Below are 20,550 nucleotides of genomic sequence, written 5' to 3'. Positions count from 1 at the left end.
TTTAATACTGAGCAGTTATAGTGTAAATAATAGTTGTAATGTAAGTTGACGAAGCCTGGATACTGTCGGTTTTCACCTTATAGGTAAGCGTAAACTGTTCGCTGGAAATAGGACTGCCGGTAACATTGGCGGTGTGGTCGGCAACAATATCACCGGGAGCCGTTTGGGAAAAAGGCGCATAACAGGGCGGGCTGTTGCCACCGGGGCAAGGGTCGCTATTAAAAATATTACTTCCTTGAATAGATTCATCCGAAGAATGGTAACCAAACCCGCGGTCACTAGTAAGCCAGCCGTCCGGCTCCTCGTAAGTTCCCCCGTCAAAATCGGGAACTGTCTCGTTGCCGGAAGCGGAACGCAAATAATCGGTGGCAAAACCACGAACAACATAACCATTATAGGCGTTGGTGGAAGTTTCCAAAGTAACGGTTTCCGTATCGGTATAACTGTTGGAAGCGTTCAAAGCATCAAAGGAAACTGTAGAAGGGCTAACGCTAAAAGAAATACTGGGACTCACCAGCTGGCCGTCGGAGGAAATTGCGGGAGACTGGGTACTGCCTGCATTATCCACTGCCCGCACATTAAAGTAATAAGGTTGTGAGGTTTGCAAAGTTAAATCTTGTTCAGTTACCGAAGTTGATGTGCCGTTATTGGTCCAGCCCACAACATCGATTCCTCCTTGGGTAGTACCAATTGAATATTCGTAATAATCCAAACCGGATACACTAGCATCAAACCCGCTCCAGTTGGCAGAAAGCTGGGAAAGAGATTCATCGTTAAAATCCTTATCCACCCCCGCCTCCGTTCCGTCGTAAACTGTCCCTCCGGTGGGGGCTGTGGTGTCAATAGCGTAATCTGTATCACTAGGATCCGCGTTCCCCCCGTAAGAAACCCAGGATGAATATTCTCCCGCTTCGTCCTTAACCCGTGCCTGCCAGTGATACTCAGTATCGTCGGTCTGCGAAGAAATAGTAACAGTTGCTTCCACCGCTGTTCCGGAGTAGGAAACCCCCTCCCCGCACTGATCTTCGGTATCAGAAAAAGCAGTGCCGGTGGGGTCTTTTTCTACACAGAGGTAGAGTGTGTCCGAATCGTCGGGGTCATCCACAGTTGCCGTGAATTTTACCGAAGATTCGTTGGTCCAGTCGCCCGTGGAAAGAACTGTGTCGTCGGTCTTCTTTTGCGTCAGAGAAGTGGGGCTGTTGGGTGCGGTGTTAGCATCATTAAGCTCTGCACAAGCATCATCCAAGGCAGACGCAACATCATCCCAAGAACTGCCTATATACAGGGTTTGCCAATAATTTAAAACCACACTGTTCCCTGCCGCAACAGAATTGTTACTTAATTCAAAACCGGTATTAGCTGCCTCAGTGTGCCCTTCTGAACCAATTACCACCGGCCACTCAGCCGAAGTGTTAGTAATAAAGGCATGGTCAGTAAAAATACCGTAATCCGCTTCCGCACCTTCCTCAAAAATAAATCCCATGCTTGCATAATAACCGGTGTCGTAATTGTCGTAACTCGTCAGCCAAGGATTAGAAAACGTAGACATATCTACCCTCGTGTCCATAGTTCGATCCGAAGTATCACTATAATAACGACCTCTATCGTTTATAGCGCAGTCTCCAGCAAGCCATTGTTCTCTTTCATGAACAAGGTCGAGATCATGTGCACTGGAATCGTTATTGGTTATAGTGTAATTGTTTTCAATATATATTTTGCCGGAATAAAAAGTTAGGATCCGTTCAACACTAATAGAATTATCCAAATACTGCCGCCAACCGGTGCTTGCGGTCTGGTCCTCGTTGGTTTCCACCACAATCGAATCGTTATCTTCCGAAAGGGGCCAATCATCCCACTCGTCCTGCGCCCACTTAACGTTACATTCATAATAACCGGAGTCGTCGCAGTTCAGGTCATCGATGGTGTTGGGGTCCCCGTCATCGTCAGCCCAAACACCCACACGTTCCATACAATCAACAGTTAACTCATCTCCCCCGCTGGGTTTTGCCCGCGATTCCGCCTGCTCACCGGCGCCTTCGTGACCGCCGCCATACACGCTGGTTGTCCAGTATTGGTTACCAATAAAAAGACCGTTATAAAATTCGCGGTTGCCCATGTCAGCTGTTTGCACCCGGTCGAACCGCGTTGCCCAAAGATCCGTATCCGAATCAAAGCTAATGTCCACATCCACAATGGTCGTGCTGCAGGAACCAAACATTAAAAACAAGGTGTGGTAATCGCTGTCCCACCACCAAGCGTCAGTGGTTGATTCCGCACTACCCTGGGACACAGCTGTACCATCATAGCTAACAGCAATGTTAGAAATACTAGCTGTAGTGGGATGAAAAGGGACGGCAATAACCGCATTGGTTTGGCTGGAAGAGCAATAAAGGGCAAAGTCAGCCACCTCAATATCCCAATGGTCGGTGTTCCAAACCGGTTTGATATCGGTATAGTTTTCAGAGGTGTCCAAAGAACTTTTCCGGCGGGTAATATAAGTATCAAAACTACCCGTACTGTCTGAGTCATTAATTGACCCAAACCCGGAATCGTCATCGATCTGAACAGTAACCGTAAAAGTTCCGGTATTTGGATCAGCACAACCGTTGCAATAATAAGAGCCTGGATAAATTGTCCCTTCAAAACGGCTGTTGCCGCTATCCCAGGTCATATCAAAGTAGTAGGTTTCCGCAGCAGGCGTATCCACTTTAGCCCGGGCGTAATAACTGGAATCATAACCAATAACATCCATATAAACTGGAATTGCCCCCGCCCATCCGTCTGCAGATTTGCCCAAAGAACCGCTAACTCCTTGAATGGTCGCTTCAGCGTATCTAGTATAAGTAAAATTCTCAATCGAGCCATCATTTGTTAACCGGAAACAGTAGGTCTGTCCACTGCCTGCATCACTAGTTGCCTGAATTGCATATTCAAATTCTGTGTAGTCACCATAAGCTAAGCTATGGCTTGCTGTTTTATTAGAGGGGTCTGCCACACCCTCACCATCAGCCCAAGTGCCGGAACCTGTCAGAAATCCCGAAGTAATAGCGTCACCGTCCGTGTATTGGCTAGAAGTAACCATCTCAAAAGGTTCTGTGGAAGCAGTAACCGGTACGGCGGTGTAACTTTCGCCGCCGCAAGTGTCCCCACTTTGGGCAGCATATTCCAGTTGGTACTGATAACTGCTCGCCTCCGCGTCACCGGTATTGTCAATTTCCATTCGTAAACGGGCGGTAGTATTTGTCGGCAAGCCATTGTACTCGTTATCTTCATTTGCCTGCCAACCGTTGTCAGTGTTTAAACCGTAGCTGTCGTCGCGCCAACGGTAATGGCTCTGTTCAAGAGCTGGGGCAGCAGTATAATAAACGGTCACCCGAATGTGGTCAACGGAGGCAGTAATATCGCGTGGTTTAGTAGATACAGTGTTCTGCGCTGAAAAGACAACTCCAAAATTAGAATTAGTAACATCACTACAAGTCAAGCTGGCGTTCCACGTATCGGTAGAACCACCGTAACCTTGGTAAGTATCCGAAGTTGGCCAATCACCAGCTATTGCTTTGTCATCGCCAACAATAGTACCACTACCGTTAACCAGGCGTACTGAATTATCTTCCATATCAGCCGCATCGTTAGATTTACGCTCCACCTCTACATAAATCCCATCAATGGACTCGCAATTAGAAAGGGAAAAACCGAAGCCGGTAGCTTTAATATAATAACTTATATATCCTTTACCCAAAGTAACCTCAGCATAGGAATCATTACTAGAATAAACATTGGTATATCCCGACCAAGAATAACCACCTACAGATGTATCTTCAGCTGCGCTGCTTGGGCTGTTGGCGCCTTCCGTATCGTCAATAGCCAGCTGCCACCTCCTCGCTTCTTCGAAGCTCGTCGGTGCAAGCTCATCCTCGCTTTTTTCAAAAACAGTAGTGGAAGGACCTCCTTCGCCAAGGCTACGGAAGGTTAAAGGTCCCAGAAGGTAAAATTGCGGCGATATGAGAGGTGTCTTGAAACGATAGTACAAGGTTGTCCTTTGCCCTTCTGCCCAACTTACAGACCAAGATATTGTTTTGACGCCGTCCTTCTCCTTGATCTGGCAACTGTTGCTACGAGTTCCCGAATCCACATCAAAAAGAGGGGGACATTCCACCTCAAAACTTGCAGGAACACGCTCCTCAATTACGCCGGTAAAATCTTGGTTAACCTTAATAGAAAAAGTAACGGGGTAAGACTCGGGAGGATAAATACGGGTTGCTGTTTCCCTCTCCACATCAAAAGGGACTTCGTTGCGCACTTCAAAAGAATCGGTAATGGTATAAGTGCCGTTTTCTGTTTCCGCAGTTAGTTTCATCTCATAAACACCAGAATCGGCAACTTGGTATTCTGCCTCGTAATCCGGCACCAGAGTAAAGTCATGCAACTTGCATTCAGGGTTCACGGTAATGCTTCCCTCTTCCGTCGAGAGGTTTTGAATTTCGGATTTCGGATTTTGGATTTCCAAGCGCAGCTTAGCGTTACATTCCATCATCCCTTCTTCATCCAAAACAGCCATCTGCAATTTTGCTTTTTCCCGGGGCAGGTAAATGGACTTGTTGGTATTAACAGCCAAAACACCCCAGGTAAAATCTTGTTCTATAGAATCAAGCTCTTCACCACTTTCCGGATCTACCAAGGTAACTTTAAGCTCATACTTCCCGGGTCTAAACGCTCTACCCTTACTTACCTCTATCTCAAAGTTACCTGATTCATCAGCCTCAACAGAAATAGGAAAGTGAGTCTCTTCACCTTCCACATCAAAAATTTTCACATCAATATCCGGTTCTTTGCTTTGAGCTTTAACAGAACCAAAAATATTATATTTTTCCAAAAGCGCTAATACTTTTCCCAACAACCCCTGATTACTAGGCTGGGCGCTTATTGTTGCCTCCGGAGTAGCACTTTCTGTACCCTCCGGAGTAGAATCTTGGGTGGTTGGTTCTTCCGAACCAGATTGATCTACAGAAGAGGGAGAATCTGTTTCGGGAGTGGCAGAGGTTGTTGCCGAGGAGGGCTGGGAGGAAGAACCTGACGCCTCATTTTCTTCCGGTGCGGAGGGCAAAGCATCGGTAAAACTTACCTTAAAGGTAACGTCCTCTTCAGACTTAAAGTCTTTACGCTTTGCCCGCAGAACAAACATTTCTTTTTCGCTGGACCTTACCAACCCGTAGGCTTCCCCTCCATTATCAGCTGCTCCACCACGATCACCTTTCCTCCCTAACAACTCTCTACCAATTACGCCGTGGAGAGAATTTGCACCCACTGAATCCAACACAAAAAGAAAAACCAAAATAAAAACAAGGTTTTTAATAAGAAAATTTTTTCTACTCCTCCAAATCTTCTTTCTATCTTTGTGGGAACGAAGCATACCCACAACCGATTCAACGAAAAGAAGCGGCAACCGTACAAATATAAAAAATAGAACTAAGGAAAGCAAAAACAACAACCGGACCAAACTTACAAGATGCGCAGAAAGACCAAAGAGGGGAAATAACAAGTTGGCAATAACCAACACAAAAAGAAGAAAAATATCAATCCACTGGGAAATTTTTTCAATTGAACTAGAATCACGGACAGGGTTAACCATATAAAGCTTAAACTTCAGTCTATCACATGGTATAAGGTTAGGACCAGAATAAAGCTATCAAAGGTAAAAGCTATCAAAGGTAATACCTTTGCGAGCGCCTTCATTACAACAATTCCATATATCTCTTTCGGAGAGCCTCTTTACGTTCTTCCTCATAATCCCTAAAACAGGCGAACCAACCGAAGTCATCATCTATCGCAATACCCTCCAAACGCAGAGGCTCGAACTCGTCAATTTCGGCTTCCAGAAACCTTAAATACCCTTCCGCATCTTTAAAATGAGACATGACCGGCCTACTATTAACAAAAGGAATATCATCCCTACCCAAATAAGTGGCGAGACTTGACCAGGGATAATCTCCCAACTTCGATATCTCAGTTATTCCGGCCTTGAGGGGGTTCAAGTGCTGATAACGAGAAAGGTGGATCAGCTGTTCTTCAGTTTCCACCAGAACTGATCGAAATACCCCACCAAAAAGAGTTCCTCTTCTCTCTTGCCGCACATTAAAATACATTGTATACACTGTGCAAATTCTACGTATAAGCTCAGTAATACCGTCTTCGACAAGTTGTTTTAAAGTTAGATGAAAATGATTGGGCATTAAACAAAAGGAAAGTACTTCCACCGGGGGTTCTACACGCTTCGTCTCCAGCTGCAAAAGTATATTCTTTCTATCCTCCGAAGATTTAGCTTCTCTCAACCGGCGTTTCAGTAAACTATAAGGATAATTATACTTTAAAGAATGCTCTAAAGTTGAAACAAAACGGGAATAATAACTTGGATCAAGAAAAATATCACGTTTGTCAATCCCACGATTGAAAATATGATAAATACCACCAACTGCCAAAACAGTTTTTCTTTTCATAAAAAAATCAAAAACCCTATGAAACAAGCTCTATCAAAGGTAATACCTTTGCGAGGGCTGTTGTTACAGTAATTCCAAAGATTTGTTAAGGCGGGTAAGGGTTTCTTCGCGGCCGAGGATCGCGACACAATCAAAAAGTGGGGGGGAGACTGTTTTCCCAGTTATTGCTACTCGGGTAGTCATACAAATTGCCCGCATTCCCCAACCTTCTTCCTTTGCCTTAGACCGAAAAGCTTGTTCCAAAGCATCGTGTTCCAATTCTGTCTCTTCAATAATCTTTGCTGCTGCTTCCAAGATAGCTTTTGCTTCTTCTTCATCTCCATGAGCCTGCTCCACAAGAGGTTCTTTGTCTACCTCCGGAGCTTCAAAGAAGAACCGGGCCAGTTCCTCAAAATCACAGAGGGTTTCCATGCGGTCCTGAACAAGGGAGACGATTTCGGAAAATCGTTCCTGGGCCGCCTCTTTAACCTCCGGGGTTGGATCTGCAGAAACCCCGGAAGTTTCCCCGGCGGCTTCCGCTTCTCTTGCAAAAACACTCCGAAGTCTTTCCGCAAGCTCCTCAACACTAAGCGCGCGGATCCACTTACCATTTAACCATTTTAACTTATCCGGATCATAGATAGGAGCAGTTGCATCCATATCTTCAAGTTGAAACTTATCAATCATTTCTTTCAAACCAAAAAACTCTTTCTCCTGAGGATGAGTCCAGCCCAAAAGCGCCAAATAATTTAAAAGTGCTTCCGGAAGAATACCCATTTTCTTGTATTCAAAAATAGGAAGTGCGCCGTGTCGCTTTCCCAGTTTAGCACCGCCCTCACCGCGAAGCAGCGGAGTATGTGCATAAACCGGAGGAGCCCAATCAAAAGCAGTGTAGAGTAAAATGTGTTTGGGAACAGAAGAAAGCCACTCCTCACCCCGAATAATATGACTAATCTCCATTAAATGATCATCTACCACATTAGCTAAATGATAGGTAGGAAAACCGTCAGATTTTAAAAGAACTTGATCATCAATAACTTGATTTTCAACCTCAATTTCACCACGTATCAAGTCGTGAAACTTAGTAGTCCCTTCCTTGGGGACTTTTAAGCGAACCACATACTCTTCTCCCTCCTGAATTCTCTTTTCAGCATCTTTCCTGCTAATACTTCGACAATGTCCATCATACATGGGAGGCTTACCTTCCCGCCTAGCTCTTTCTCTAATTCTCTCTAGGCGTTCTTCCGAACAAAAGCAGTAATAAGCTGCACCTTTATCTAAAAGCTGCTCGACATATTTTTTATAGATATCCAAGCGTTCCGACTGCCGGTAAGGTCCGTACTCTCCCCCTTTTTTAGGAGATTCATTTGGCTCCAAACCTAACCAAGTAAGAGCATCTATAATCTCTCGCTCAGAATCAGCATCATAGCGAGACCGATCTGTATCCTCAATACGAAGAATAAATTTACCATCGTGTTTACGGGCAAAAACATAATTAAAAAGAGCGTTATAAGCAGTACCAATATGAGGTCGGCCAGTGGGAGAAGGAGCACTGCGCACTCTTACATTTTCAAAAGAATTATCATTTGGCATAAGCAACGTAGTTATTATAACAAACGGGCTTAGTAGTTAGTAGTAAGTAGTTAGCAACTAGCAATTAGCAATTAGTAGTTGGTATTTAGTATTTCCTATCTCTAGTTACGATTTTCCGGTCTCTTCAATCTTTTCTTTTTCTACCGAGACCTCCAAGGACTAGACAAGCTAGACCCCTGGGGTCGACCCAATGTGGTACCGCCCCTTGCAGGTCTCTTAGGTCCCTTTTATATTCTATGTTTTCATGCTTTTATGTTCTAATGATTTCATGCTAAGATTGTGAACAGTAAGCCTCAATGAGTTTAACCAAAGTTTCTAAAGTTACAAGACGCGGCATTGCTGCTTTTATAATTTTTCTAGCAGTTCTAACTATTGGAAGAATAGGTTGGAATGTGGGAGTTCGAATTTACCGTCACTTCTTTCCTCCCAAAAAGCCGGCACCAGAAACAGCTTTCGGCAAAATAGGCATACCAAAAATACCATCTAGCGACATTAATTTATCTAAATGGAAGTACGAACTGGACACTCCCACCGCAAGATTACCAGCTATGCCGGACCGGTTACCTATATTTCCCTTAGAGAAAAACCCAACAACACCACTTACAGAATTGCAAGCGGAGGATCTAGCAAAAAGTTTGGGATTTACTTCTAGCCCTAAAGCTATCTCACCCACTGAATATCGCTGGGAAGAAGGAAAACGAACTCTAGAAATGAATATAGTAAGCCAAGCTTTTTCCCTTACTTACGACTCCAATACATTAGAAATACAACTCACAAAAGGCAACGCGCCCACTAAGCAACTTGCTGAAGATACAGCCCAGAATTTTCTTAACCGGCTTAGCCTAGGAAACAAAACACTAGAAAGTGCAAAAAGAGAGGTCTCATTTGTTCAAATAAATAACGGGAAATTTAGCGTAGTAGAAAGTTTATCACAAGCGCAACTAACCCGAGTAGATCTTTTCAAAGTCCTTAATGTGGATGGAAAAAGCTACGATGTCTTGGGTCCCAAACCTAGACAAGGATTAACTACTCTACTAGTTGCTGGTGGCTCTTACCGTTCAGTAGTTGATCAAGTACCAATAGCTGAATACCAAAACTGGAAAATAAAAACTGAAGAAGGCTCTACTTACCCTTTATTAACTTCCAGCAAAGCCTGGGAAAATCTAGAAGCTGGAAATGCCGCCCTAGTTTATCTCAAACCTCAAGGAGCCGGGTTTTACGAAAACCCCTCTCCACCCTTAGTTGAGAAAATAAGAATTCAAAATATGCAACTAGCTTATTTTGAATCAAAACAAGCGCAAAATTACCTAACACCCATCTACGTTTTCAAAGGCTTAGCTGAAGTTAAAAATCAAAAACCTTGGGAAATTGTGTTGTATCTAAACGCTATACCCCAAGAATGGGTAAACCAGGAACCGCAAGAGTCTAACGAGGACTAGGATTAGCTACAAACGAAGAGTTTACCCAATCTATAATTTTACGCGATTCTGCGAACCGCTGATCTTTTTCACTTCCCAAAAGCACTGCATAAATCTCCCGAATTTTCCATAACCAAGATACAAGTAAGCACTCACCAGCATTGGTAGTTGTTCCTGTTTTTACTCCAGTAACTTCTAATTCCGGTACCAACAGTTCATTTGTATTTTGCACATAATGCCACTGGGTTGGGGGATTAGCAGCATTATGCAGGTTAATTTCCTTTGTTCCAACTATCTTTCTAAAAATAGGATTCTCCATCGCAACCTGAGCTAAATGCAAAAGATCTGCCGCAGTCGAATACTGCTCTTCCTCATCTACACCAATAACATTTTGGAACCGAGTATTACGTAACCCTAGTTCCCAAGCTTTTTGATTCATATTTTCAACAAAAAGCTGCTCGTTACCACGGTAGTCGTCAAGCATGTTTTCCGGGTCCCGAGCCAAGACACAAGCAGCATCAGCAGCAGACTGTAATAAAAGGCCGTAGAGTAGGGTACCCGCTTTAACACGCTCCCCCGCTTGCAAATTCATCTGAGCTTTTCCCTCCAACCCGGAAAGGCAACTTTCTGAAACCACCAACTCATCTTCCAAAGAATACTTATCCAAACCAACCAAAGCAGTCATTATTTTTACCAAGGAAGCAGGAGCAATTCTCTCAGTAGAGTTTCTTTCGTATAAAGTCTTTCCTGTCTTACTATCTTTTACCAAAACTGCTTTTGCCGAAACTGTTGGAAATTCCGGCGCATCATCTCTTAATTTTGGCCATTCTGGCTCTGCTGCTTCAAAGGAATTTTCCTTTGCACCAGCAACCAAACTTTGAGATTGTTCTCCCCCTTTTCCATCTTCAATTTCATTACTCTGTACAAGGGGAGAGGAACTAGAAAAAAGAGTACAAGCAAGAAGAAAGCATACACCAGCAAGCCTCAAAAAATGTGCCTTTTGTAAATAACCTTGGAAACGTGCTTTTGCAAAAGCAGCACGTACTCGCCTTTTTGTTCTTGCAAAAAAATAATTTGCCATTTGGGAAATTTTGAACCTAATTGAAGATTTTACTAGTCATTATCATCCTCAACAACTTTAATACCTAGCTCTCGTAATTGATCTTTGTCAACTTTACTAGGAGCATCCATTACAGCAGTTTCACCAGAAGAGGTAACGGGAAAAGCCATAACTTCACGAATAGTTTCCTCCCCGCAAAGAATAGCTACCAAGCGATCAATGCCAGGAGCAATACCACCATGGGGCGGAACACCGTACTCGAAAGCTTTAAGTAAGTGTCCAAACTTTTCCTCAATCTCTTCGCGAGTATGCCCTAAAATTTCAAAAATTTTAGTTTGGATCTTAGGATCCGTAATTCTAATACTTCCCCCACCCACCTCATGACCGTTCAATACCAAATCGTGCTGGTAGGAACGAACCTTCATTGGCTCTGAATCCAACAAATTTAGATCTTCTTCCCGGGGAGCTGTAAACGGGTGGTGAGAGGGGCTAAGATCTCCCTCAGCACTTTTCTCAAAAAGCGGAAAGTTTATTACCCAGCAAAATGCTAGTTCATTAGGATCACTTTTATCTTTGCGCAAGTCAGGAGTATCTGTCCCGTATTTTCTCATTACCTCTTTGTACTTCAAGCGAGGAAACGGCTTCTTTGTAATTTTCTTGTCGGTTAACTCCTCCACTAGATTTGTAAATAAATCCTCAGTCAACTCCAAAATTTCCTCCTGAGTAGAGAAGGACATTTCTAGATCCAGCTGAGTAAACTCCAACTGCCTATCCGCACGAAGATCCTCATCCCGAAAGCACCGCGCAATTTGGAAATAGCGCTCAAAGCCAGCCACCATCAAGAGCTGTTTATACTGCTGAGGACTTTGGGGAAGTGCGTAGAACTCGCCGGGTTGTAGCCGAGAAGGAACCAAAAAGTCACGCGCCCCTTCCGGTGTAGATTTAGAAAGAATGGGAGTTTCAATTTCTACAAAATCACGCTCCATAAGATAATTGCGAATAAATTGAACAGCCTTGCTGCGAAAACGTAAATTTTTTGTTAAACGTAGTCTACGCAAATCTAGGTAGCGATACTCTAAACGCTTCTTTTCATTAATTTTCAATCCGCTTCCGTGTATATCAAAGGGTAGCGTCTTCGACTCCGATAACACAGTGATTTTCTCTACCTTAACTTCCACTGTGCCCGTCTCCAAATCAGGGTTAACCATATTTTCCGGCCGCTCTTTTACCTCACCTCTAATTTCAACCACGTATTCATCGCGCAAATCATCAATTTGTTCAGGTGTACAAACAACTTGGACAATTCCTGTCCTATCTCGTAAATCTAAAAAGGCCACGCCACCGTGATCACGCCGCCTGTCTACCCAACCTTTAAGAATAACGTCCTCACCTACTTTTTTAACAGTTTTGGAAGCTGATGTCCTTTCCAACATAGGCTAAAGATAACATAAAACACTTTATACTAAAAGACCCGAGACACAAACCCCGTTAACTTGAAAAAAACAACGCCTGAGACTACAATGTAAGATACTATACCAAAAACTGATATTGAGCTTCCCCCAAACACAGAGCTCCCTAGCCATATTGCAATAATTCCGGATGGAAACAGGAGATGGGCACGGGCACGGGGGTTGCCTACACTAGAAGGGCACCGGAGGGGTTTTGATCTTGCGCCCAAGCTTTTCCAAACTATTCGCGACTGGGACATCCACACTACCACAGTTTGGGCATTTTCCACTGAAAACTGGAACAGATCCAAAAAAGAAATAAATTATCTAATGAAACTATATGAAAAGTTCATCGATGACAACCTTGCTGACGCAAAAAAGGATAACGTGCGTATCTACCACTTAGGGCGCAAAGATAGAATTCCAAGCCAGCTAAGGAAAAAAATTGAAAACGCAGTAGAAGAAACAAAAAACAACAAAAGTTTTGTTCTAAATATTGGATTGGATTACGGGGGGCATGATGAAATACTGCGCAGCGTTGAAAAAATAATTAAAGATATAGAAACACGGAAAATTGATCCAAAAGATATTAAAGAAAATGTTGGAAAATACGCTGGGAAATATCCTTATTACCGTTTCAAAAATTATCTCGATATGCAAGATCAACCCCACCCTTATCCTGATTTGGTAATTAGAACTTCGGGGGAACAACGCTTAAGCGGTTTTCTATCTTGGCAAGCTGCTTACAGCGAGATCTACTGGGAACGAGATCATTTCCCAGACTTCTCACCGGAAAAATTAAAAAACGCAGTCCTGGACTTTAGCCGAAGACGGCGCCGTTTTGGCGGGGCAGACCAATCCGTTCCCAACGTAAACTTTAAGCCCGAAAAGGTTGCCGAGCTGGAAATTAGCTGGTGGAAGGCACACAACAAAGATAATATAGAAAAAATGCAGAGAATTTTCATCAACTGGATTAAAGAACTTTATAATGTTGGGAACGAAAACGCTACCAACATGACAAAAGCAATGTTCAGAGCTGTCATGGAAGGACACAACCAACGGAATTGGGAATTAGCTGTAAATGCAATGGAAAGCTTCTACTCAATTGCACTGGAAAATATGGAAGCAGATTTTGACCCACAGAAAGCTGCTGAGCTGGAGATTACCTGGTGGCAAGTTCACGATAAACTAGAGGGTTGTATTAATAAACTAGAACTAGAAAAGGCTTTTAGTGCACTTTATGGTGAGCTCTACCAACAATCGGAACTCCAACTAAGGGAAGCTGCACATTGGAAAGCAATGGCAACTTTTGAACATGATTTGGCTGAAAAAGAAGGAATTTCGAGCACGGAAAGAGAAAAACATTGGCAAGAGGCTGAAAAGTATCTCCAAAGGTTTTACCGGGAACTGCGCGAGCTGGTTTCTTAAAAATAGAATATTTGGTGGAGATTAAAAGTGGTCGGGGCGGCCGGACTTGAACCGGCGACCTTACGCACCCCATGCGTACGCGCTAGCCATCTGCGCCACGCCCCGCAACCTTATTATATCCCCAAAAGATCGTATCTGCAAATAAAAAAGAAAGGGTAAGGCCTGAAGTCTAGCAGCAAGTGTTTATAAACAAACACCTTAGACTTCACGAACTCACCCTTCGAAAAGGATATAGATACTTTGTTTCCCCAATACCTAATCCCCTGGACTAGACAGCTCCCAAAAAGATCTCTCGCATTTCACGAGCATTTTTCGTCGGTATCGCGATCCTCCCGCAATCGCTGTTTGTTATGCTCTATAGCCTTAATACAGTTAGAACAATACTTGCTATTTTCCGCAGCCTCTGCGCCCCGGCAGCGGACACACAACGCCTTGCGCTTTGACCTTTCAGGCTCTTCCATCAACCCCAGCGCTACCAATATGGATCCCGTGTTAGGCACACCCTTCTCCTTTCACTATATGCCCCACTCCAAATACACCCCTCTTTTGCAGTACGCAGCCCCCCGGATTTATAAAAAACTGCTTCAATCATTTTTAGCATAATATTGAGAAAGCGCAAAGAACAAGAAATGAATATTACGCAAAAGTGGCTTAAACCACACCAAAAATGGTTAAGTACAAAAAGAAAGGACGAGCGGAAACCTATCTAGCTGGTATCTATAAAGATCATAAACACCTAGGTTTCACAACTCGTCCTCGAACAGAAGCTCTCTCGGCGCACGTCATTGGACGTACCTCCCTTGCGTTCGTGAGAGCCAACACCCTTCCGAAACCAACCATTCTTACAACTATCCTCCTAACTCCAAAATACTTATAGTGGCAGTTCTCGGAACTAGTTCCAAAAGTTCTCGAACCCATTCGCGAGAACTGCCCTGAAATCTCCCTAGCATCCTAAGCAGGTACGACTACGTTCAAGGGACGTGGCCTGAAATTACTTTCAAACTCTCCACAGGCTCGGAATACCTTATTCCTGTGTCCATCAACCATTCCACCTCTTCCGGATCGGGTGGACATGCAAAAAGATCGTCCAAATTTAACTCGATTCCAAAAGTGTTCCAGAGATAGTCCAAAGCATCCGGTATTTCATCCTCCGGAAGCCCGCAAACAACAATCTCCGCTAGTCTTTTCAGCTCCCCATCTTCGGAAGGTAGCGCCAAGCCATCAGAAACTTCGAAAAGCCTCCACACTAGCTCATCTCCAGAACACATTACATCTCTCCTTTGTCTTGTTCTTGGTCGCCATTTTGCAGAAACCCGAACATAAAACAACGCTCTTCAAAGTTCATCCCGTCAAAACCAGGGGGTAGTTTCCTTTCGCGCATCCACCCCGGTGCTTGAGACAACGACAAGGTTTCTTCCAGCGGTAATGACATATTAACCGGTGGGTACCCAAGTAGCGTATAGTAGATAGCTGTTCTCCCTAGCGTGCGGTAGGCCGCACGCTCCTCTTCGGAACACCCATCTGGCGGTAGAGTACAAACACAACCCCCCAAGAGCTCTTCCTGGATTGCTGGTGGGAATTGTGGAAGTATTTCCGTTGCCAAGATTTCCTCCGCCTCCTCAGGAGGAGGGGGCATAAAACCTCTAGCACCATTCTCCTGATGGTACTTGAAAAGCTCCCAAAAAATTTCATCTACAACTCTGGGTACATCTCTTTCCACTGTCATTGCCTCCTTAGCTTTAGATCCTAGAAAATTGATGGACATTCTGGTATTTTTAGTGCTTTTTTTTCCTTCTCCCTTCACTCTCCTGTGTAATTAAAAGCAGGTCTTTAAAATAAAAGATATCCCAAAAATCTGCCTTAATTACTTTTAATTTAACACTAATAGCAAAAAAAGAACAAGGAGACGAGTGTTGGTTTAGGAACCAACCAACCACTCGCCTCCCAAAGGTACCAAAAACAAAAAACGTGTTACTGCTGAATCGCATCACCGTAATTTCCCATAACTTTCTCCACGTACGACCAGCAGTGCGCAGGGTAAGTGGTCTTGTTAGGACCACAGTAATAGGCGGCAAGACCCGTTCGGATATTGCCCCCCTTCCTGTCCGTATAATCACGGAGAATTTCCGCTCCGCGATAGATATTTGTGCTAAGGTCACGCCCATCTTCCCCAGGGAAAAAATGATAAGGCATGACCTGGGCCGGACCTTTTGCCCCTGCTACAGATGTACAAGACGAGGTAGCAGGACCCTCGGGACAAAGCTGCCAAGCCGTCTTGCATTCGTTGTAACGCCTGGTCCCGGGCTCACCCCAAAGGTCAGGTCTATTCTTCGGGCACCGTTTTTGTGAGAACCAGCTCTCTGTCTTTATAAGAGCTGCCACAAGGTTTGGATCGTGCCCGAACATATTTGCAGCTTCAACAACCAGACCTTCCAAAGCAAGTATCTCTTGCGGCCACACGCGAGAAAGACCTTCTTTGGCAACCTCCGCCTCCGGGTTCGATTCCGGTTTTAGTATTGCCTCCGGCCCCGGTTCTGGCTCTGTTTCCGGTTCGCCCTCCTTCGTATTCTCCTTTTCCACCGCTCCCGGCGGCGTAGCTCTTGCTTCCGACACCTCCCGAACCGAAACGTCCGCACTCGCCACAACCGTACGGGCATGGCCGAGCGCAGCTACAGCCAAACCAATTGTAAAAAGAGCACAAAAAGTCAGAACTGCTGCCATCCTGACTGCGGGATTCGCCAAATCTCTAGGCATGGCCAGCCTCCCGAACATCTACACCCAACTCCCGAAGCCGCTTCGCAACAGCGGATCCGGGCGGGGCAACATACTCCTGCTTAGTCTCAGCCTTCCTCGGGAGAACATCCCAAGTCGTGTGCTGGCCAGAAGAACTAAAAGCACCTGCCCGAGCCTTCATTTGTGCTTCGCCACCGCGACCGAACCCCCAGCCAATACGGACAAGAGCAACTGCGCCACCGACAGCAAAAACTAGAACAGCAACGGAAAGAATCACCGCTACTGCCGCACCCAATGGCTCAGTTAGTGCTTGCAGTGAGACCGCTACGCCGCGCCACTTTTCAGCCTCGTTCTTGTAAGCAGTAGCACGTCCTTCCCAGAAGGAAGCTTCTGCCTTGTAAGATTCGGCCCGCCCCTTCCATCTAGCAGCTTCGGCCTCAAGACGTTCTGCTTCCGCCTTCAAGCGTTCCGCCGCAACCGAATTATGGAAACCTCGTGCCATAGAAGATCCCACAACAAGAAGCAGGATCAAGACGCCAAGGCCCAAAACCAGGGCTAGTTTGTACTCGTACCCATCAACTTTTTCCTTTTCCGACATTTCCAACCTCCTTTGTTACTATGAATACTCAGACTTGAACTTCTTACAGTTTCCCTATCTCACGATTAAAACAAAAAACTGTCCGGACCGCTGAATGGGGGCCGAACTTATGTCAAACTGCAGTAGGATTTCGAAGAGAGGCGCAGTCTGAAACTACATAACTTATAGCATAAAAAGGGGTGAAAGTCAACCAAAATCAGCTTTCGGCACTTAACCGAAAGCCTCCAACACAGAAAAGAATACGCAAGAATAACATTTTTAATCAGTGACAAAAACCTCGTCCTTCATTTCACGTAGATTCGTGTTCTTTTGTTCGCGTAAATTAGCGTTGGTTACCGCTTGGAGAATTGGGGCTTGCGCCGTGCACCCCGATGATAAACTTTTTTCCTCTCCTTCATTCGCGGATCACGAGTTAGAAGGTCATACTTCTTGAGAGCAGCCTTGAGCTCTTCATCGTATTCTAGAAGTGCTCTGGAAATACCAAGAACAGTCGCATCTAATTGTCCTGTAGTTCCGCCACCGCTTACCCTAATATCACCGCTAAACTTATTGGTCATTCCACATGCATCAAAAGGCATCATATACTTCTTTCTAGCCTTTTCTCCCGAAAAATAATCGGAAATAGGCATACCGTTAACCAAGATTTCTCCCTTTTTGTCAAAAAGGCGAACCACTGCTGTAGAAGTTTTCCTTCTACCTACACCCCTATAAAATTGTTGGTTATTGCTCTTATTAGACATAATTTAATGAAAAACCCTAAATCCTAATATCTAAATCCTAAACCGTACCTCCTCGGCAGGTCGCCGGAGAGGCGACAAATTCAAATTATATAAATCCAAATTTTCAAAACATCCGCAAAAAGATTAGTGTTCGTGTCAATTGGATTTTGAACATTCGTGCTTGTTTCGAATTTAGGATTTCGGACTTCGGATTTGGGCCTCATGCGGGTGTTCCGCGCCCGCATAAACTTTTAACCGGCTCATCCTTTTATCCCTCAACTTGTTGGCTGGAAGCATTCTTTTTACAGCACGGTAAATAACCTCAGTTGGATCTCGCTCCATAAGCTCCCCTAACGTTTCTTGCTTCAAATGACCAGGATACTGCGAATGACGATAATAAACTTTCTTTTTTTCTTTCTTACCTTTTATCTCCAAATCTTGGGCATTAACAACCACTACGTAATCACCTAAATCAAGATAAGGAGCATATTTTGGTTTATTTTTACCCATGAGCAAGGGAGCTATTTGTGATGATAACCTCCCCAAAACCTCCCCCTTAGCATCAAAAAGATGCCACTCGCGCTCAATGTCAGATTCCTTTGTTACGTAGGTTTTAGTCGTCATTACAAATTAATCTTTTATTCGTTTTGGTCCCCGCGCTCCACAAACTCAATCAAAGCTGCTTCCGCCTTGTCACTTCCCCGCGGTCCTAACTTCAAAATCCTGGTATATCCTCCCCCTCGCTCTGAAAACCGAGGAGCAATATCCTCAATCATCTTATCAACATGTTTTCTTGAACGAAAAAATTTAAGTAATTCACGATAATCGCTATTCTTACCTCGTTTTGCCTTAGTTACCATTCGCTCAACCTTAGGTCGTAACGCCTTTGCTTTAGCCAACGTTGTTTTCACTCTCCCATGTTCAACTAATTCCCGCGCAAGATTAGAAAGTAATGATTCGCGGTGTGCTTTTTTTCGTCCAAGTTTGTACTGTTTCTTCATAACAAAAACCAAGCCAGCTTCAGAATTAAACTAAATAGATAAATTACTTGCCTTTTACTCCTACTCTTCTTCCTCTTCCTCTAAATCTTTTACCCAACCTCGTTCCCTAACCCTTTTCTTTATCTCTTCCACTGATTTCTCGCCTACTTTTGGTATCTCCTTCAAAGCCTCATAACCCTCTTCCCAAATAATCTCCATTAAGTCTCCGCAAGTTGTAACACCCCCAGCTTTCAAACTGTTTGTTACTCGAGTTGGTAATTCCAAATCCTCCAGAGGATGTTGCTTCTCCTCTTGCGTCATTAATGGTTTCTTCTTTTCTTCTTCCAACTTCACCTCCTGCTCACCTTGAGTAAGTCGGTAAAAGTATTTCATTAAATACTCAGAAGCTTCCAAGAAAGCTTCTCGGGGTGAAATAGTTCCATCAGTTTTTACTTGCATCTCCAATGAATCCAAATTAGAAAGATCTCCTGCTCGCGTCTTCTCCACCTTGCAGGAAACACTTTTTACCGGTGAAAAAGCCGCATCCAAAAGAACAGCACCCACACGGGACTTTTCCCCCTCCTCCGAAGGTACAAATCCGTAACCTTTCTCAGCTAATAGTTCGGCTTCCAATTTAGCATCTTTAGAAGTAAGCGTCGCCAAAACCAAATCTTTATTAATTATTTCTACGCCCGCAGGTACCTCTAAATCACCAGCTGTAACCTCGCCAGTTCCCTTTGCTAAAAGGCTCAATGCAACAGCAGTTTCTCCTTCAATGCGAAGGCGCAATTTTTTCAAATTTAAGATAAGCTGCACCACATCTTCCTTCACCCCATCAATTGTTGTAAACTGGTGCGGAACACCAGAAAAACGTGCCTCAGTTACTGCCGCTCCTTCAATAGAAGAAAGGAGAACTCTTCTGAGAGAGTTACCTATAGTACGACCAAAACCGGCAGGTAATGGACGTAGAACAAATCGGGCAGACTTTTCCTCTTCGTCTTCAACTATAAGAGAAACATTTTTTGGATCTAACATCTAACTAAACCCCCTTTCGAAAGGTGTAAACAAACAGTAAAATTGAAAAATACATATATCTCGAAAACCGCCCTGATTAGCCTCCTTACAATCGTAAAAAGCTCGCTTCGCTCACGCCAAGTACTCGGATCTAGCGACCCTCGTGTTAAGAGCAGTTCGGAAACTGCGTTAAGTAGCATCGTCAGAGCTCTGCTGTTAAATCTAATTCCCTAACACTTAACCTCTTCTTAACGCCAACTTAACAAAACAATTATCGCTACATTTGACCCAACAATTTTTTACCACACTTAACCATTCTTAACTATACTTAACGCTATTTTTCAACGAACAACCATCGACACCACACCAAACACATTATTATACAACAACATCAGCCATTAACGGGAATAGAACTCCACTACCATACTCTCATCAATATCAGCACCGATATCATCCCTTTCCGGATCACGTGTAATCTTAGCTTTCCCCGCATCTCCATCTGCTGTTATCCAATCGGGAGTCTCCCTCTCCGGGATATTGGAAGGAATGCTTTCTACCACAATTTCGTCACCAGGAAAAACTGCATAGGAAGGTTTGTCAACCTTCTTTCCATTAACCTCAACTTTTCCATGAACAATTAGTTGTCGAGCTTGGCTTCGCGAAGCTGCTAGATTAGCGCGATAAACAGCATTATCCAACCGTCTTTCCAAACTTCTTAACAACGCTTTACCAGTATCTTCACCCAACTTTTCTGCTTCCCTAAAATAGCGCTTAAACTGATTCTCCCAAACCCCGTAAATTCTTTTTAGCTTTTGCTTTTCACGGAGCTGCTGCCCATATTCACTCACACGACGCCGAGAATCTCCGTGCTGGCCAGGGGCTTGTTGACGCCGGAAAAGGGGACACTTACGAGTTTCACACTTCTCCCCCTTGAGAAAAAGTTTTTCCCCCTCACGGCGGCAAATTTTACATTTTGGTCCAGTATAACGAGACATAAGTCGAAATTACAAATAAAACACAAATTCCAATTTACAAAACACAAACAAAGCTTCGTTTGTATCTTGTAATTTGGCGCTTGCTATTTAT

16 protein-coding genes and 1 tRNA gene are annotated in these 20,550 nt (G+C 44.1%); 2 read left to right on the top strand and 15 right to left on the bottom strand.

The features are described 5' to 3' along the window. Nucleotide 1: 1 nt before the first annotated feature. From U9M98_02285 to gltX, 3 genes are all read right to left on the bottom strand, one after another. Entirely contained in the window at nt 2–5,629 is a 5,628-nt protein-coding gene (locus tag U9M98_02285; protein MEA2020525.1) for a hypothetical protein, read from the bottom strand. A 103-nt stretch (nt 5,630–5,732) separates the two neighbouring features. Then, complete coding sequence (locus U9M98_02280) at nt 5,733–6,494, bottom strand: hypothetical protein (GenBank protein MEA2020524.1); 762 nt, start codon at nt 6,492–6,494, stop codon at nt 5,733–5,735. Between the two features lie 63 nt (nt 6,495–6,557). Beyond that, a complete protein-coding gene (gene gltX, locus U9M98_02275) occupies nt 6,558–8,066 on the bottom strand; it encodes a glutamate--tRNA ligase (protein ID MEA2020523.1) in 1,509 nt (502 codons plus the stop codon). Nucleotides 8,067–8,362: 296 nt separating this feature from the next. Here gltX and U9M98_02270 point away from each other — a divergent pair, with 296 nt between their 5' ends. Further along, nucleotides 8,363–9,505, top strand: a complete 1,143-nt coding sequence (locus U9M98_02270) for a hypothetical protein (GenBank protein ID MEA2020522.1) — start codon at nt 8,363–8,365, stop codon at nt 9,503–9,505. Here the strand turns inward: U9M98_02270 and U9M98_02265 are convergent. Together U9M98_02265 and aspS are read right to left on the bottom strand one after the other, a co-directional pair. Further along, nucleotides 9,492–10,565: a hypothetical protein gene (locus U9M98_02265; GenBank protein ID MEA2020521.1), complete on the bottom strand. Its 1,074-nt coding sequence runs from the start codon at nt 10,563–10,565 to the stop codon at nt 9,492–9,494. The genes U9M98_02270 and U9M98_02265 overlap by 14 nt on opposite strands. Before the next feature lie 32 nt (nt 10,566–10,597). Then, nucleotides 10,598–11,977 carry an aspartate--tRNA ligase gene (gene aspS / locus U9M98_02260; GenBank protein MEA2020520.1) on the bottom strand — a complete coding sequence of 460 codons (1,380 nt, stop codon included), beginning with the start codon at nt 11,975–11,977 and terminating at the stop codon, nt 10,598–10,600. Nucleotides 11,978–12,076: 99 nt separating this feature from the next. Between aspS and uppS the strand changes: the two genes are divergently transcribed. Next, a complete protein-coding gene (uppS, locus tag U9M98_02255; protein MEA2020519.1) occupies nt 12,077–13,420 on the top strand; it encodes a polyprenyl diphosphate synthase in 1,344 nt (447 codons plus the stop codon). A 28-nt stretch (nt 13,421–13,448) separates the two neighbouring features. Here uppS and U9M98_02250 read toward each other — a convergent pair. From U9M98_02250 to rpsD, 10 genes are all read right to left on the bottom strand, one after another. After that, nucleotides 13,449–13,525, bottom strand: a tRNA-Pro gene (locus U9M98_02250). An 866-nt stretch (nt 13,526–14,391) separates the two neighbouring features. Then, a complete protein-coding gene (locus tag U9M98_02245) occupies nt 14,392–14,688 on the bottom strand; it encodes a hypothetical protein (GenBank protein ID MEA2020518.1) in 297 nt (98 codons plus the stop codon). Beyond that, a complete protein-coding gene (locus tag U9M98_02240; GenBank protein MEA2020517.1) occupies nt 14,688–15,185 on the bottom strand; it encodes a hypothetical protein in 498 nt (165 codons plus the stop codon). Before U9M98_02240 ends, U9M98_02245 begins: the two co-directional genes overlap by 1 nt. Before the next feature lie 206 nt (nt 15,186–15,391). Beyond that, nucleotides 15,392–16,174, bottom strand: coding sequence for a lytic transglycosylase domain-containing protein (locus U9M98_02235; protein ID MEA2020516.1), 783 nt, complete (start codon nt 16,172–16,174; stop codon nt 15,392–15,394). Further along, nucleotides 16,167–16,751 carry a hypothetical protein gene (locus tag U9M98_02230; GenBank protein MEA2020515.1) on the bottom strand — a complete coding sequence of 195 codons (585 nt, stop codon included), beginning with the start codon at nt 16,749–16,751 and terminating at the stop codon, nt 16,167–16,169. The genes U9M98_02235 and U9M98_02230 overlap by 8 nt, the downstream gene beginning before the upstream one ends. Nucleotides 16,752–17,083: 332 nt before the next feature. After that, nucleotides 17,084–17,491, bottom strand: coding sequence for a 30S ribosomal protein S9 (rpsI, locus tag U9M98_02225; protein ID MEA2020514.1), 408 nt, complete (start codon nt 17,489–17,491; stop codon nt 17,084–17,086). Between the two features lie 171 nt (nt 17,492–17,662). Continuing rightward, entirely contained in the window at nt 17,663–18,094 is a 432-nt protein-coding gene (rplM, locus tag U9M98_02220) for a 50S ribosomal protein L13 (GenBank protein ID MEA2020513.1), read from the bottom strand. A 14-nt stretch (nt 18,095–18,108) separates the two neighbouring features. Next, nucleotides 18,109–18,471: a 50S ribosomal protein L17 gene (rplQ, locus tag U9M98_02215; protein MEA2020512.1), complete on the bottom strand. Its 363-nt coding sequence runs from the start codon at nt 18,469–18,471 to the stop codon at nt 18,109–18,111. 60 nt (nt 18,472–18,531) lie between these two features. Further along, nucleotides 18,532–19,485, bottom strand: a complete 954-nt coding sequence (locus tag U9M98_02210; GenBank protein MEA2020511.1) for a DNA-directed RNA polymerase subunit alpha — start codon at nt 19,483–19,485, stop codon at nt 18,532–18,534. Between the two features lie 377 nt (nt 19,486–19,862). Then, nucleotides 19,863–20,459, bottom strand: coding sequence for a 30S ribosomal protein S4 (rpsD, locus tag U9M98_02205; protein ID MEA2020510.1), 597 nt, complete (start codon nt 20,457–20,459; stop codon nt 19,863–19,865). Between the last annotated feature and the right edge of the window lie 91 nt (nt 20,460–20,550).

The organism is Patescibacteria group bacterium (assembly GCA_034659915.1).
In the GTDB taxonomy this organism is placed as follows: domain Bacteria; phylum Patescibacteriota; class WWE3; order JAUXAW01; family JAYEID01; genus JAYEID01.
This window is presented reverse-complemented; position numbering and strand designations above follow the sequence as displayed.